The organism is Ruminococcus sp., from assembly GCF_024691275.1.
Classification (GTDB): domain Bacteria; phylum Bacillota; class Clostridia; order Oscillospirales; family Ruminococcaceae; genus Ruminococcus.
On record NZ_JAILNU010000030.1, the window covers coordinates 13,159 to 29,062 of the forward strand.

15 protein-coding genes are annotated in these 15,904 nt (G+C 47.4%); 3 read left to right on the plus strand and 12 right to left on the minus strand.

Annotated elements, in window-relative coordinates; translation table 11 throughout:
- Positions 1 to 394: 394 nt before the first annotated feature.
- On the plus strand, positions 395 to 1,861 hold the full coding sequence (locus K6G33_RS03455; RefSeq protein WP_296776324.1) for a hypothetical protein: 1,467 nt from the start codon (positions 395 to 397) through the stop codon (positions 1,859 to 1,861).
- A gap of 1 nt (position 1,862) precedes the next feature.
- A complete protein-coding gene (locus tag K6G33_RS03460) occupies positions 1,863 to 3,251 on the plus strand; it encodes a hypothetical protein (protein WP_296776326.1) in 1,389 nt (462 codons plus the stop codon).
- A 100-nt stretch (positions 3,252 to 3,351) separates the two neighbouring features.
- Here K6G33_RS03460 and K6G33_RS03465 read toward each other — a convergent pair whose 3' ends face one another.
- From K6G33_RS03465 to K6G33_RS03515, 12 genes are all read right to left on the minus strand, one after another.
- The gene (locus K6G33_RS03465) at positions 3,352 to 3,825 is read right to left on the minus strand and encodes a DUF2726 domain-containing protein (RefSeq protein ID WP_296776328.1); all 474 of its coding nucleotides are present in this window, start codon (positions 3,823 to 3,825) and stop codon (positions 3,352 to 3,354) included.
- A 28-nt stretch (positions 3,826 to 3,853) separates the two neighbouring features.
- Positions 3,854 to 4,981 carry a DUF5050 domain-containing protein gene (locus tag K6G33_RS03470; RefSeq protein WP_296776330.1) on the minus strand — a complete coding sequence of 376 codons (1,128 nt, stop codon included), beginning with the start codon at positions 4,979 to 4,981 and terminating at the stop codon, positions 3,854 to 3,856.
- Positions 4,981 to 6,216, minus strand: coding sequence for a phenylacetate--CoA ligase family protein (locus tag K6G33_RS03475; RefSeq protein WP_296776333.1), 1,236 nt, complete (start codon positions 6,214 to 6,216; stop codon positions 4,981 to 4,983). Before K6G33_RS03475 ends, K6G33_RS03470 begins: the two co-directional genes overlap by 1 nt.
- Positions 6,217 to 6,331: 115 nt before the next feature.
- On the minus strand, positions 6,332 to 6,904 hold the full coding sequence (locus K6G33_RS03480; protein ID WP_296776334.1) for an indolepyruvate oxidoreductase subunit beta: 573 nt from the start codon (positions 6,902 to 6,904) through the stop codon (positions 6,332 to 6,334).
- Positions 6,894 to 8,711 (minus strand): indolepyruvate ferredoxin oxidoreductase subunit alpha, encoded by a 1,818-nt coding sequence (iorA, locus tag K6G33_RS03485; RefSeq protein ID WP_296776337.1) that lies wholly within the window; start codon positions 8,709 to 8,711, stop codon positions 6,894 to 6,896. Before iorA ends, K6G33_RS03480 begins: the two co-directional genes overlap by 11 nt.
- Before the next feature lie 259 nt (positions 8,712 to 8,970).
- Entirely contained in the window at positions 8,971 to 9,894 is a 924-nt protein-coding gene (locus K6G33_RS03490) for a hypothetical protein (RefSeq protein ID WP_296776346.1), read from the minus strand.
- Positions 9,895 to 9,907: 13 nt separating this feature from the next.
- Positions 9,908 to 10,390 carry a hypothetical protein gene (locus K6G33_RS03495; protein WP_296776347.1) on the minus strand — a complete coding sequence of 161 codons (483 nt, stop codon included), beginning with the start codon at positions 10,388 to 10,390 and terminating at the stop codon, positions 9,908 to 9,910.
- A gap of 15 nt (positions 10,391 to 10,405) precedes the next feature.
- On the minus strand, positions 10,406 to 10,846 hold the full coding sequence (locus tag K6G33_RS03500; RefSeq protein WP_296776348.1) for a hypothetical protein: 441 nt from the start codon (positions 10,844 to 10,846) through the stop codon (positions 10,406 to 10,408).
- Positions 10,847 to 11,079: 233 nt separating this feature from the next.
- Positions 11,080 to 13,026: a threonine--tRNA ligase gene (thrS, locus tag K6G33_RS03505; protein ID WP_296776349.1), complete on the minus strand. Its 1,947-nt coding sequence runs from the start codon at positions 13,024 to 13,026 to the stop codon at positions 11,080 to 11,082.
- Between the two features lie 77 nt (positions 13,027 to 13,103).
- A complete protein-coding gene (locus K6G33_RS15235) occupies positions 13,104 to 13,628 on the minus strand; it encodes a transposase (protein ID WP_367270459.1) in 525 nt (174 codons plus the stop codon).
- Positions 13,628 to 14,008, minus strand: a complete 381-nt coding sequence (locus tag K6G33_RS03510; protein ID WP_296776351.1) for a hypothetical protein — start codon at positions 14,006 to 14,008, stop codon at positions 13,628 to 13,630. The genes K6G33_RS15235 and K6G33_RS03510 overlap by 1 nt, the downstream gene beginning before the upstream one ends.
- 35 nt (positions 14,009 to 14,043) lie before the next feature.
- Positions 14,044 to 14,355: a hypothetical protein gene (locus K6G33_RS03515; protein ID WP_296776352.1), complete on the minus strand. Its 312-nt coding sequence runs from the start codon at positions 14,353 to 14,355 to the stop codon at positions 14,044 to 14,046.
- Between the two features lie 445 nt (positions 14,356 to 14,800).
- Between K6G33_RS03515 and K6G33_RS03520 the strand changes: the two genes are divergently transcribed.
- On the plus strand, positions 14,801 to 15,898 hold the full coding sequence (locus K6G33_RS03520) for a radical SAM protein (RefSeq protein ID WP_296776354.1): 1,098 nt from the start codon (positions 14,801 to 14,803) through the stop codon (positions 15,896 to 15,898).
- Positions 15,899 to 15,904 lie beyond the last annotated feature (6 nt).

The window sequence follows — 15,904 nt, forward strand, 5'->3', positions numbered from 1 at the left end:
GAAAAAAGTTTATATTCATGTGAAACGTGCGAAGATACGCACATTATAGTAAATAGTTGTGGTCCTGCAACGCAGAACCATAATATATCATTATATTATAGCACAAAACGTACAATATTGCAAATCCGCAGGTAATTTCCGCAAAAATTCCAGATAAAGCATAAAACTTAATGACGTAACAGGCAGTGATTTGGAAAAAATCATGAAATATCGGGCAATGGACAGCAAATCAGCTCCAACAGATCGTTTCATGTTACGTTTAGGACAAATGCGGACGCGCAATGCGTGTTTCTACAATGAGCTGTTGAAATATTTTTATTTTAACTATTAAAATTTCGTCTTTTTGGCTGCTGAAAATCACTTATATATGTATACTGCCGAAAGGAGAAACAATATGAAAAAGATATTTGGTATATTAGCAGCAGCTGCAATGCTCGTGAGCTGTTATTCATGCGATGACAGCAAGAATAAGAAAAACGACAACGAAAATACAGAGATAGTTTCCGATGCTTCGGGAGAACAGGCGCTTGACGAGCCTGTAGAGCAGGAATTCAAGGAATACAGCGCAGACTATTTCCGCACTGTGAATCTCAATGTCAACAGAACCGATAATAAGCCGCCTTTTACCGAGTATTCCATGAACATTGACGATCCCGATTTCGGTACACGTATATCGCCGTGCAGGGACGAGAAGTATATCGACCGCTACAAGCCTGATTTCAGCAGTATTGTCGATGCAGAATACAGACAGCAGGCTGAGGATATGTGGGAAAACAGCAAGACTGTTCCTGTGAAAGGTGTAGTTGTATCGTACAATGCTTATAAAAACTATCTTTATGCTGCTGTAAACTATGATTACTGTATCGGTACTGAGGGTTATCATGAACTGTCCATATTCCGTGTAAACGGTGATACAGGCGAAAAAGATGAGATATTCAGACATTCCGATCCCGAAAACGGCATAAATATTGATTCTATGTATTATTATAATGGGGTGCTTTATGTGGTATTATACAATAAAAGCATCTGTTATCTTGACGAGAAAAAGCAGGAGCTCGTACCTATAAAGGAGCTTGCCGCGGATCAGAACGTTACATTTCTGCCTAATAGTTCAGGCAGGTTCATTATCGAGACAACAGTATATGATAAGGAGTTCGTTACTGAGGATTATAAGCCGCAAAACGCTGAATATGTGTATGATGACGGCGGTGGTCAGCCTTATCTGATAAAAGGCATAGAGTATACCCTTGAGGAGTACGATCCGAATACAAATGAGTGGACGGCTCTTTACAGTGCATATGAAAACGAAGATGATGAACCTGTAAGCGGTACGGCAGAATATCCCTATCTTAAAGGAAAGTATTTCTCATGGCTTGAAAAGCCGGAGGGTAAGCGAAAGTACGATGTTGTCACCGAGAATTACAGGGTGTCAACAGGTCTTACAAGCTGTGATATAGTGTATGTTGACGACAGCAAGGTAATGGTATCGCAGGTGAATATAAACGGCGGCGGCGGTAACAATACCCGTCTGCACGTATATGACTTCGTGAAGGCTGAGCATTATATTATTGATACATCAGGCTTTGGAACGCTGTATTCGGTGTTAGGAGACGGGCTCATTGTTTCCTCTGATGACAGATGCTGCTATTTCAGACCAGAGCTTGGACTTATGTTCAAACTTGCGGAATATGACGGCGATGAAACCCTCGTCCCCTATAGGAATACCTTCATAGAAAACGAAAATACTGTCGCATTAAATACCGTTCTGAAAAAGGGTGACTATGAAGAAGAGTTTAACGGCGAAACATACACAGTAAATGATTACGAAAACATTATCCACTGGTTCGTACTGGAGGAGTAATATGGATAAAAAAGCTTTATGCGCAGCTCTGGTGCTTGCGGTGTCGGCAGTTACCGCAGGCTGTGACGACAAGGAAAAACCGAAGCCGAAGGACGAGGATATCCCCGTGACTTCGGACTCGTTCGGCGACTATGCCGAGGATACCGCAGAATACAGAGAGATAGCCGACAACGAGTTCAAAAACATAAATTTAGCTACCAATATCATTAAAAGCGAAGCTCCCGTGGAAGTAGAATGTATAGATCTCAGCGGCATAGAGCTCGGGGAGAGAGTTCCCGTATGCTTTAATGAGCAGAATGTCGAGGCATACGTAAGAGCAAAGCAGGTATATGTATATGATCGGAATGAACACGCTGACTTTCCGTTCTACGACTGGCACGATTTTGTAAACAAGCCCGTAAAAGGCTGTATAAAGAGTATTTACGTGCGCGGCAGGGAGTGCTTCCTGAATGTTGTGTATGAGGTAATGCTGGACTATACTGTTTACGACCAAGCTGTACTGCGCTATGATGCCGACAGCGGTGTTGCCGAGGAAATATACAGCTGGTCATCGTCCGATGTTGATGAATATGCCGACAGAAGGTGCATATTCGCCTATGATTCGGTATTTTTTACATACTGTAAGAAGTTTGAGGACAACTCCGATGTGGTACTTACGACCGTAAAAAGGCTTGATCTTGATACAGGAGAGGTAACGACAGTGACACAGACAAGTCTTGAAGATGATGATACCCATGACAGAATGACGGTCTATATTGATACATACGGAGAACTGAAAATGAGCCGCAGCATCGTGGACGATACTTCGGGAGAGGTCATATCGAGTGAAACTCTCGTATATAATAATGAGAGCGACAGGTTTGAAAAGTCAGCGGAGATGTATGTTTCCGATGAAGTAAAGACACAGGCGTACTTCGGCGGAAAAAGGTATTATCTTGTGAAGCCCGAGGGCAAGCGCAAGCTCGATATAGTCTGCGACAGCTACAGGGTAGGTACAGGTCAGACAAGCGGCGATATAGTATATGCGGACGACGCTTGCATTGTACTGAAGACAAAAGAAAAGGTGCATTACTACGACCTGACTAAGAAAGAGCACTGTATATTTGACGCAACAGGCTTCGGTGACAATGCGGTAATGTGTGACGGGAAGCTTTTCATGGGCAGGAACGCCAGCTTTGAGCTGCCTGTGTACTGCATAATACCGCAGCTTGGAATGGCATATCCCATAACAGAGAGCGGATTATATGACGATTTCGTCAGCAAAGACGGCAAGGTCATATTCAGCGGCGGACATATGGAGAATATAGAGATAAGAAGCAATGACAGCGAATCTTATCAGTCGCATTCTTTTGATGTCATAGACAGAATATATATAGTGAACAGCCGATAGTACCTATGCAGGGGACGGTCTACCCGATATACCGTGCCCTGCATGATAACACACCCGCAAAAAAGGACTGCAAGAGCAGTCCTTTTTTGTTTGCAGCTATTCATTTGCTGAGGTATTCCTCGATGCTGTCGGTATTACCGTAGGTACGCAGGAGGGTATACCCCGTATTTTTTAGCACAGCGTTTACGAATTCATCGCGCTCGATGCGATCCTGACGTTCGTGGGACTTGTCATCAAGCTCGATAAGAGCAACGATAGAGGTCTCGTCATCGGCGAGAGCGAAGTCGATATGCTTAGCCTTGATTTTGTTGAAGCATTCCATCCAACAGGGATTCTCGGCTTTGGGTTTAGGCTCGATGAGGTCGGCAAGGCGCACCTTGGTGTAGATGCTCAGACCGTACTCGTCGGCGATGGGCTTGAGCCGTTTATAGAACGCATACTCCCTGTCAGTGAGAATGGTCTTGGCGTTGTAGAGCTTAGTGATATCGGGCTTTCTTAGCTTGAAATAGAGCCTGATACAGAAAGCAATGATAAGCGCGATGACAAAAAGCGCAGTAAGTTCGTTTACATTCATATGTTTGTACAGTGCCTGACAGAGGGGATCATCTTTCGATACCCGTCTTATATTCTTTGATGAGCTTGCCGTCCTCGTCTATTTCGGCGATGCAGTTCCAGAAGGCAGCCGAACCGCCGCTGACAAAGAGCTTGTCACCAATACAGCAGACGCGGGAGATGTAGTCACATTTAGTGAGCTTATCCGCGCTGAATATTTTTTCAGCCTTTCCGTTTTTATCAAGAGAATAGACATTTGTAGCGTCTGCGAAGAATATTTTCTCGTCCGATATGCAGAAGTCCGAGCATCTTTCGTCGGTGAGCTTTTCCTCGTCGCCGCCGCCGAGTGGTTTTTTGTAGAGGTCGGATACACGGGTATAGTAGATATCATCTCCCGAAATATAGGCATTGCTGCCTGATATGACATCATCTGAGAAGCCGTCGCTGTCCACAGCGATGATATTTTCGGAAGTGCCGATATAGTATCCGCAGACCATGCATGACCTGCCGTTCACCTCGGAAATACCGATTATGCGGGCATTTTTATGATCGACGGAGAAAACTTCATCGGTGAGCTTTCCCGAATAGTCCATAGACCTTATCTCGGTGCTCTCATCGTCCGACGAAGCGAAGTATATCTTGTCCTTGGTGAAAAGGAACTCCTCGCGCTCGGGGATATCGCCGTCAGAGGTAACAGTCTCCTTATTGAGCTTGGAAGTTTTGCCGTCGCTGTATTCGCACAGTCCGTCCTCGGGAGCGTAGAAATAGAGCTTCTTGCCGTCCGAGTAGTAGACGCGGCTTTTCTCAGGGAGCTTCAGCTCCGTGGGTTCGCCCTTGCCGTCGTCGCTGACATAGGTCTCAACAGGGCCGTCGGAGCCGTTTCTTATCATGGGGTAGACATAAGCGCCGTCGTCCATGACAAAGAGTATCTGGGAGCGGTTCTGCGGATTGACTTCCTCCTGATCGGGGAGATCGGCGAAGGTCACAGTCTTTTTCACTGACTTCTTTTCGGTTTTTTCAGCCTTTGTAGTCGTTTCGGCAGTTTTTTCCTCAGATCCCGTGGTATATTCGGTGCTTTTCTCGGCATCGAAGTCCTTCGAGTTGTTATCTGAGCAGGCGGTAATGGAGGGCGCTGCGAGGAGCGCCCCTATAAAAGCCGCAGTAATACGGTACTTCATCAGTCAAATCTCTCGTCGATAACACGAGCGGTCTTCTTCATGCTTCTCGGGAGCACTCCGACCTCAACGACCTTGACTATAGGAGTAAAGCCTATTCTGCTCTTTACCTTTTCGGAAATTCTCTTGCTGAGTGAATCAAAGTCCACATCGCCTGTGGATTCAACGTAGATACGCATAGTATCCTTGCCGTCGAGGTGAGAGATACGGATCTGGTACTCGCTGGAGATCTCCTCGAAGTTAGCGAGAACTTCCTCGATCTGGCTCGGGAACACGTTTACGCCCTTGATCTTCATCATATCGTCTGTACGACCCATGATAACGTCGATTCTCGGGTAGCAGCGTCCGCACTTGCACTTGCCCGGAACGATCCTTGAAAGGTCGTGGGTTCTGTATCTTATGAGCGGAGCGCCTTCCTTGACGAGGGTAGTGATAACTATTTCGCCCAGCTCGCCGTCGGGAACGTTTTCGCCTGTCTTAGGGTCGATTATCTCGATGTAGAGGAAGTCGTCCCAATAGTGCATAGCCTTTTCACCGGGGCAGTTTATACCGATACCGGGACCGTATATCTCTGTAAGACCGTAGATGTCGAAAAGCTCGATGCCAAGCTCGTTGTGGATACGCTCGCGCATCTTGTCGCTCCAGCGCTCGGAGCCGATAACGCCTTTCTTGAGGTGTATCTTGTCCTTGATGCCGCGCTTCTCTATCTCCTCAGCAAGAAGGAGAGCGTATGAGGAGGTCGAACAGAGAACTGTTGACTTCATGTCCTGCATCATCTGGAGCTGCTTGTCGGTATTTCCGGGACCCATAGGTATGACCATAGCGCCCAGCTTCTCGGCACCGTTCTGGAAGCCGATACCTGCTGTCCAGAGACCGTATCCTGGAGTTATCTGTATACGATCCATATTTGTGATGCCTGCTGTCTCGTAGCAGCGCTTGAACATGATAGCCCAGTCGTCAACGTCCTTGGCTGTATAAGGGATAATAACAGGAGTACCTGTAGTACCCGATGATGAGTGTATACGAACTATCTCCTCCTCGGGAGCTGTCATAAGTCCGAGAGGGTAAGCGTCACGGAGGTCTTTTTTCTCCGAGAACGGGAGCTTTGTGAAGTCCTCGGGAGAGTCAACGTGAGTGATGCCTGCCTCCGCAAGCTTTTTTCCGTAAAAGCTGCCTGCCTCAACGAGAGCCTTTATACGGTCGTTGACGAGGTCGAGCTGTTTCTGTGATATCTGCATATTTTTTCTTCCTTTCACTGTTTTTGCAGGGAACGCTGTCCTCGGCGTTCCGTTATAAACGTTTATCTTGCAGGCGGAGCGGCGAGGGTGCCGTTCCCTGCAAAAGATAGCGCAATTATAAAGTGTATCTGAGAGCCTTGCTGTTTAGCTCCACGAACTGCGGTTTTACGGTCTTTTTCATGGTTGCCTCGATGTCGTCCACGGAGAACGGCAGAACGTCATTGCGCACGGAAGCTCCCAGCATTATCATGTTGAGGACCTTCGGCGAGCCTATCTCCTCGCAGGCTTTTGTGCCGTCAACGAGAAGAACGTTCTTGACATTGCGCTGCAAATACTCTATCATTTCGTTTCCCGTGTAGTCGGAACCGCTGAGAGTAGCTGTTACAGGCATGATAGGGTGGGTATTGACTACCACCTGACCGCCGTCTTTGAGGTAAGGCAGCATACGAACTGCCTCGGCAGGCTCGAAGCCGATGATTATATCCGCAGTCTTTTCGGGAAACATCGGGCAGTAGAGGTCATCGCCAAGTCTGAGGAAGCTGAAAACGCTTCCGCCCTTCTGAGCCATACCGATAGTTTCGGCGCTCATAACGGGTATATCGTGCTCCATAGCAGTTGCAGCGATAAGCTTCGATGTGAGGACGATACCCTGACCACCTACGCCGCATATAAGGATATTACTCTGCATCTTTGCCACCTCCTATTGCTCCGAAAGGACATACCTGCGAACAGAGTCCGCAGCCTGTACAGAGGGAATTTTCTATAGTTACCTTGCCGTTGCTGAGAACTATTCCGGGACAGCCCAGCGACTTTATGCACTTCTTGCATGAGGTACACTTTGCGCTGTCGATGACAGCAGGCTTTCCGCTCTTGATAATGACAGCACACGGCGACTTGAATACGATAGCCTTCACGCCCTTTTCGGCAGCCACGCGCTTGACAGTCTCAACAGAAGTTTTCAGGTCGAGGGGGTTCACAGTCTCAACAGTCTTTACGCCCACGCCCTTGAGGACTTCCTGTATGCTCACCTTTTCAACGACCTCGCCCATCATGGTACGGCCTGTACCGGGGTGCGGCTGATGACCTGTCATGGCAGTTGTGGAGTTATCGAGAACTACCAGCGTCATATCTGCCTGATTGTACACGGCGTTCACAGCTCCTGTGATAGCGGAAGCGAAGAATGTGGAGTCGCCCACGAATGCGAAGCAGTTTGTATCAGGCTCTATCTTGCCGATGCCCTGTGTTATGTTCACGCCTGCGCCCATGCAGAGGCAGGTGTCTACCATATCGAGAGGCATAGCGTTACCGAGAGTGTAACAGCCGATATCTCCGCAGAAAACGGACTTCTTGCCCTTCATAGCTTCCTTTACCGCATAGAATGAAGCTCTGTGCGGACAGCCTGCGCAAAGCACGGGAGGTCTTACAGGGAGCGGCGGCGGAGTTTCGGTCTCAGGAGCGGAAGGCTTCTCCCAGCCCATGAAATCGGCAATATTTCCTGCCACAGAAGCACAGGTGTTCTCGCCTGCGGTCTTTACATTGTGGCTGAGCTTGCCCAGTATCTTTGTATTGAGGTGATACTTTCCGCAGATGTAAGTGAGTTCGCGTTCGATTATGGGGTCGAGCTCCTCGATACAGAGCACCTCGTCCAGTCCTTCGAGGAATTTCAGTGCAGCCTGTTCAGGGAACGGGAATGGTGTTGACACTTTGAACAGCTTAGGAGCGTCCTTTCCGCGGAGAGCCTCCATAGTGTATGTGTAGCTTATACCGTGAGTAGCGATACCCTTGCGGCAGCTCTTATCGGCAGCATCTGTGATGATATTGCGCTTGTAGTCCGAAAATACCTGCGATAGTTCCACATTGCGCTCCTCGATGTGGATATGCGCATTGTAGGAAAGCCGTGGGAATATTACCCATTTTGAGGAGTCCTTCACAAAGCCCTCGGGCTTGTTTATCTTGTATTCGTTCTCGTCCTTGACTTCGATGGAAGCGTAGCCGTGACAGACTCTTGTGGTAGGTCTGAAAAGCACGGGAGTATGGTACTTCTCGGAATACTCAAAGGCTTCCTGTATCATGTCATAGGCTTCCTGAACCGATGACGGGTCGAAGCACGGGAGCTTTGAGAATGAAGCAAAATGGCGTGTATCCTGTTCGGTCTGAGATGATATCGGACCCGGATCGTCGGCAACGAGTATTACCATGCCGCCCTTTACGCCGATATAGGCAAGGCTCATGAGTGGGTCGGAAGCCACATTCAGACCCACCTGCTTCATGGTGACCATTGAACGTGCGCCGCTGTATGCTGCACCTGCGCCGAGTTCGAGAGCGGCTTTTTCATTTACCGACCACTCGACGTATATTGAGCCGTCGTTGACTTTTGCAGTAGTTTCGAGCACCTCTGTCGATGGTGTTCCGGGATAGCCTGAAACGAGATTCAGACCTGCCGCCACAGCTCCCCTTGCTATTGCGGCATTACCCATTAAAAATTCCTTATGCATAATATCTCTCCTTTTTATCGTACCTTACGGGAAGGTATCAGTTTTCTGATACAGGTACGAGCTGATATGATCCATACATAAAATAATTATATCACCACGGATACGCATTGTCAAAGGGAAATGAACAAAATGCGTAAAATTTAGCCCATAGCCTTTAGTAATGCAGGGACGCATGAGCGCGTCCGCGAATAAAAATACAACGATGCTGTTTGGAAATATGGGCATGAATAAAAAAGGACTGCAAAAGCAGTCCTTTGTATCATGTAGAAGGTTCTTCTTCGGTGGGATCGAGGAGAATATTCTCATCGGGAATATCCTCGGCAGCCGAAGTGAAGTCGTAATCTGTGAATTTATCCACTTTTTTCAGCTTTATGACAAGACCTGCCTCGTCGTCGATAATGAGTGAGTCCCCGTCGTGCTTGATAACGAATCCTTCGTAGTCGCTCCACATATAGAGCTGTTCCTTTTTCTCGGGTTCCCATTCGTAGTCCTGAGGTTCGCCGAACACGTTCATAGTTGAAGTGCGGTCGTTTTTGAGCTCAAGGCAGAACGAGACATTTACAGGGTAAACTCCCAGAGTATCGGTATAGGTTACGCCGTCGGAGGTCACTTCATAGGACTCCCACTTGCCCATGAATTTGCTGAAATCAGCCTTATCGAGCCCTGCCTCTGTAGTTTTTTGCGGAGTTGAGAACTCTGACTGCGGCGTGAGGAATATCTGGGTATCCTCGTCGATATCGGCGTATGTCATTACCATTTGTCCGCGTTCGAGAATGCAGTCATACGGGTCATCGGGGTTGCGCAGGTGCAGTGTATCCACGCCGTCCTCGTTGGTGATATCCCACGTATAGTCGTAAGAATGTTCCTTGCCGTGGGGGTTCAGTGCAACTATCATAGTTGCGGTATGGTCATCGAATATTTCTACCTTTGCAACTGCACTGAGCGGGTAGCCTGCATATTCAGTCTCGTACTCCTTGCCGAAGACGATGGCTTTGTAAGCCTCCCACTTTCCAAGGAAATGCTTGCCTGAGTTATCGGCTTGCGTAGTAGGTTCGGGGGGAGCCGAAGTAGTTGTATTGACTGTAGTATTTTCGGGCTTTTTAGTGTTTTTCTTGGTGTTGCAGCCTGACAGGCAGCTTGTTAAGATAGCAGCCGCCGTACAAAAAGTAAATAATTTTCTCATAACCGCTCCTTAATCAGTTATTGATGCCGAAGTTTTGTATAGCGCTTGCGGCACTGTTGAGCAAAGCAGGGTCTATCTGTGTAAATTCATCGACTTTTTTGAGGTATATTGCAGAGCCGCCCTCCTCGATGACCAGCATATCATCGCGGTAATTGAGGTTCATGGTCTGGGTAGCTTCCTTGCCTGAAATGTCAGTGACTTTGAATTCTATCCTGTTTTTCTCTGTTTCTTTCCATGTAATGTCCATGTTTGATTTTGCGTTCTGAATGATATTGTTATCGACAGCCGAACGCCATTTGACTTTGCCGTCGTCCGTTACTTCAAATCTGAAAAGGGCAGACAGCGGCACGCCCATTACCGCAGTTGAGCTTTCGCCGCCCAGGTTCATGCTGTCGGCTTCCCATTTTCCGATATACTTAGGATCGCGCTTGCCGCAGCCGACGATGCACAAAGTCAGCATAACAGCTGCGATCATAAGTGAAAGTATCCTTCTCATTTAGTTATCTCCTTTTTATTCTGCTTTTTCGGTAAACGCAGCTACTTTGACGATATGGGTCTCGCGCTTGCCGTTCACGTATACCAGATCACAGCCGATGAAATCGTAGCTTTCGGTGAGTTCTCCCATATCCTCGTACAGTATCTTAACGCCGCCGAGTGGGGTGATCGTCCATCTTATGGTCTGTTTATTACCGTTGGCATCGTAATAAAGACCCGTTCCGTTTTCGTCGAAAAGGTATCTTTTGTAAACTTTTTCGATCTCGTTCCCGTCGAGCATTTCGTAGGAAGTTTCCCATTTTCCTGTGACTTCCTCGATTATCTCGTCGGTGGATTTATTGCTGAATGCTTCGGCGGAGGCTTTTACACCGCTGTTTGAAACGGGGTGGCTTCCGCATGAGGCGGAACAGCACAGCAGAGCAGCAGCTGCTGCGGTGATGCAAATAAGCTTTTTCATAATGTCTGTCTCCCTTCGGTATAAAGGTATTATACCGCATAAAACGCTGTATGTAAAGTATTTTTTGAGAAAAATGGCTGTAACAGTAAGTGTTCCGTAATATTTTATCAAAAAGCAATGCTGTATGCAGGGACGGCAGCTCATACGCTCTCTTATTCCCAATCAAAACAGCCGCCGCCCTCAGGCTATAGGCTAAGGGCTGACGGCTGATGACTTGATCGGGCTGGAACCGATTATTTTACTTTCTTTGCGATATCGTCAAGAAGCTTGCCGATGAGGTCGTTCTGGCTCATAGAACCAAGATCGCCTTCACGTCTTGAAGATACTGAAACAGTACCGCTCTCGACTTCCTTATCACCGACAGTTACCCATACAGGGAGCTTTTCAAGTCGTGCGTCACGAACCTTCTTGCCCACCTTTTCAGCTCTGTCGTCGATAGCTGCACGGATACCTGCTGCGTCAAGCTTAGCAAGAAGCTCGTTGCAGTAGTCAAGGTGACGGTCTGCAACAGGAACGATACGTACCTGCTCGGGAGCGATCCAGAGAGGAAGTGCGCCTGCATACTTCTCGATGAGGTATGCGAGAGTTCTCTCGTAGCAGCCCAGTGATGTTCTGTGAATGATGTAAGGAGTTTTCTTTGAACCGTCAACGTCAACGTACTCCATACCGAAACGCTGTGCGAGGAGCATATCTATCTGGATAGTAACGATAGTATCTTCCTTGCCGTAAACGTTCTTGTACTGGATATCCAGCTTAGGACCGTAGAATGCAGCCTCGTCGATACCGATAGTGTACTTTACTCCAAGGTGATCGAGGATCTTGCCCATTACTGCCTGAGCTTCGTCCCACTGTTCCTTAGTGCCCTCGTACTTGTTCTTCGGGTTTGCGGGATCCCACTGTGAGAAGCGGAAAGTGCAGTCCTCGAGCATACCGACTGTTTCGAGCATATACTTAGCAAGCTCCAGACAGCCCTTGAACTCTTCTTCGAGCTGCTCGGGGCGGAGAATAAGGTGTCCTTCGGAGATAGTGAACTGACGAACACGGATAAGACCGTGCATCTCGCCTGAATCCTCCTTACGGAACAGAGTTGAAGTCTCGCCCAGACGCATAGGAAGATCACGGTAAGAACGCTGTCTGTTGAGGAATACCTGATACTGGAAAGGACAAGTCATAGGACGGAGAGCGAAACATTCCTTCTCCTCGTCGTATGGATCGCCCATAACGAACATACCGTCGAGGTAGTGATCCCAGTGACCTGATATCTTGAAGAATTCTCTCTTAGCGAATAAAGGTGTCTTTGTGAGGAGATAGCCGCGCTTCTGCTCAACGTCCTCAACCCAGCGCTGGAGGAGCTGAACGACTCTTGCGCCCTTTGGAAGAAGTACAGGGAGACCCTGACCGATAACGTCAACAGTTGTGAAGTACTCCAGCTCACGTCCGAGCTTGTTGTGGTCGCGGAGCTTAGCTTCCTCACGCTGTTTGAGGTCAGCTTCGAGGTCAGCAGCCTTCGGATAAGCTGTAGCGTAAACACGGCTGAGCATCTTGTTCTTCTCGCTGCCGCGCCAGTAAGCACCTGTACATGAGATGAGCTTGAATGCCTTTACGGGAGCAGTTGTCATAAGGTGAGGGCCTGCGCAGAGGTCGATGAACTCGCCCTGCTTGTAGAACGAGATAGGCTCGCCCTTGTCAGCGTGTTCCTCGCAGAGCTCTACCTTGTAAGGTTCGTCCATTTCCTTGAGCTTAGCGATAGCGTCAGCAGGAGAGAGCTCGAACTTTTCAAGCTCGATGCCTTCCTTGACGATCTTCTTCATTTCAGCCTCGATCTTTTCGAGCTCCTCGGGAGTGAAAGGCTTTTCGAGGTCAAAGTCGTAGTAGAAGCCATTGTCGATAGCAGGGCCGATAGCAAGTTTAGCAGCAGGGTAAAGTCTCTTTACAGCCTGTGCAAGGATATGTGAAGCTGTGTGCCAGAAGGTCTTCTTACCGTCGATAGAATCGAAAGTGCATACCTCGAACTGACAGTCGCTGTCGATAACAGTGCGGAGGTCTTTTACCTCTCCGTTGACTTTTACGCAGCAGGCAGCCTTGTAAAGTCCCATACCAATACCCTTGATGATCTCTGCGGCTGACTGAGCAGACTCGATCTCACGAACGCTGCCGTCAGGTAATGTTAATTTAATCATAATGATCTCTCCTTTTTATTGATTCATAATTCATAATGCTTAATGCATAATTATTGTTTTGCATATGCGATGATATACTATTCCTTGCAGAATAATTCATCGTTTTCCCAATTTAAAGGATTGTTTTCAATGTAATCCCAAATCGCGGCTAATTCCTTGTCATTGCGTATTATATGATCGTAATAATTTCGCTGCCAAGGTGAAAATCCCGATTCTTTGGTTACAAGGATTTTAAACGAACGTATCAGTTTAGGTAACGATCGTGTAGGGGGCGATGCCCACATCGCCCCGTTATTGGGTACATAATTATTTTCGATTCTCAAAATAATATGAATGTGATCCGGCATTATCACATATTTTATTATTCCATTTATACTTACAATATATTTCCGAACAATTTGCCCGATTTCCGATAATTCGTACGGTAATGATGTTGAAATATCATTTATTGGCGGGGCGATGTGGGCATCGCCCCCTACAGGTTTACTGTAATCCCAAAAATAATGCTGTTTATTATGTGTACATATCGTTACGAAATACGCGCCGTTACGAGAATAATCGTATCCCGACAATCTGTGTTCTTTTCTTATTGGTCTGTCCATTATTCGACCCAGCCGGTTATTTCAAATATATCCGCAAAAAGCTCGATATGGGCATCTCCTTTCATAAATCCGTCCGAAGTACCTGTATCGAAGCAGACAACGATATCCTCGCCGTCCATATCCACGTATACATTTGACAGCTTCAATATCTTAGCGAGAGCCTCTGCATCGCTGCCCTCATAAAAACCGTCGTCGATAAGTATACCTGCAACGGTACTCTTGCTGCTGTCGAGTTTAGCGAGCTTCTTTGCAATAACGGAGAGGTTCTTCATGATAGTATCCTCGCTCTCGGTATAAAACCGAACGGTAAGCTCCTCGTTCCATATTTTATACGGCAGCTCATAGGCTTCTTCACGCTCGTTGTACTTTATATTGCTCAAACACTCACCTCCCTGCTTTTAAAAAGTCATATCTATCAATAGAATTCGCCTTCGTCGCCCTGCATGACAGCTCCGAGAGCTTCGGCGAGAGGACGTAATATTTCGTCAACATCATCGTTGCGGCAGGCAACATCTATCATACCGTCATCGAGCATAAATATTGCATCACCATAGGAATACATATTATCCATATCCGTACTGAGCGTAAGACCTGTTCGGGGATCTGTTATCGGCGGCTGACTGAATTCCGAAACGCCGTCAACTGCGAGCAGTTCTTCGGGAGTTATCGGATCGTCTGCGCCGTCAGTCCATTCTGTACCTCTGAAAATATGCAATGTGTAAGCCATGATTTCCTCCTGAAAACAAAAAAACCCTTATGCCTATAATTAGACACAAGGGACGATAGACTACCGTGGTTCCACCCTGATTCACACGGAGTTTTCTCCGTATCTCAAGTGCTCTGTAACGGGAGCTCCCGACGCTTATTGGGCGCACTCAGAGGCGGTATGCCAGAACCCTGAACGCTGCTGCCTCGCACCGAATGGCAGCTCTCTGTGAACGTTACTGTCGGGAAAAAGCCTTCCTCATCGACGTTTTTGGAATATTGTACAATTATCTTAACACATATTCAGCGGTTTGTCAAGGGGGTATGACATAAAAGACAAAAAATTCCTTTTGCCGCTGTGAAAATCAACAGTTTGTTTAATAAACGTGAAAAACCACAATTTGACGGGTTGAAATCTATTTAAAAATGTGATATAATGTTATAAATATAGAGAGGAACTAACAGCTATGAACAATAATTTTGACCTTCAGGAATACCTGACAAAAGGCGTTGAGAACATAGTCGAAGGAACTTTGCGGGCTGTAATGAAAGACCCGAAGGAGACAGCTTTCATGCTGAAATTCGCTGCTGCCAGCCGAAAGGCTTCAAAAAAGCGCAGAAAAAGCTCCGAAAACGGCGAACACATACCGCCCTTTCTCATTGCGAGCATTACTTCAAGCTGCAATCTCCACTGTGCAGGCTGCTATTCAAGATGCAGCAGTGCAACTACAGACGCACCTCCGCAGGATCAGCTCTCGGCAGACGAATGGCTGAGGATATTCCGCGAAGCCGATGATATGGGCATAAGCTACATATTACTTGCAGGCGGAGAGCCTCTTATGCGCCGCGATGTCATCACGGCGGCTGCCGCTGTTAAAAACGTCATCTTTCCTATATTTACCAACGGAACTTTCATAAATGAGCAATATTTTCAGCTTTTCGATAAAAACCGCAACCTTATACCCGTAATGAGCATAGAGGGCGGACGCGATATCACAGACACAAGACGCGGCAAGGGCGTATACGACCTGCTGTGCGGGAATATGGACAAATTCCATGACAAACACCTTATTTTCGGCGCTTCCGTAACTGTTACCACCGAGAATATAGCAGAAGTTGCCTCTGACAGCTTCATAGGCGGACTCGCCGAAAAGAACTGCAAGCTGGTAATATTCGTGGAGTACGTCCCGATGAGCGAAAACAGTGCGCATCTTGCTCCCACCGACAAAGAACGGGAAATGCTTGCAGAGCGCATAGCTTCGCTGAGAGCTGCCTTTACGGAAACTGTCTTTCTGTCGTTTCCGGGGGACGAAAAGACATCGGGCGGCTGTATTGCGGCAGGCAGGGGATTTTTCCATATAAATTCCCGCGGCGGTGCAGAACCGTGTCCGTTTTCGCCGTATTCCGACATAAATGTACGCGATACATCTCTGAGGGAAGCCCTCGGTTCAAAGCTTTTCACAGCTCTCCGCAGCGGTGATATCCTCTCGGACGACCATGCAGGCGGCTGCGTTCTGTACGAAAAACGCGCAGAAGTAGAAGCTCTGCTGAATAAAAATACGTAAAACAGG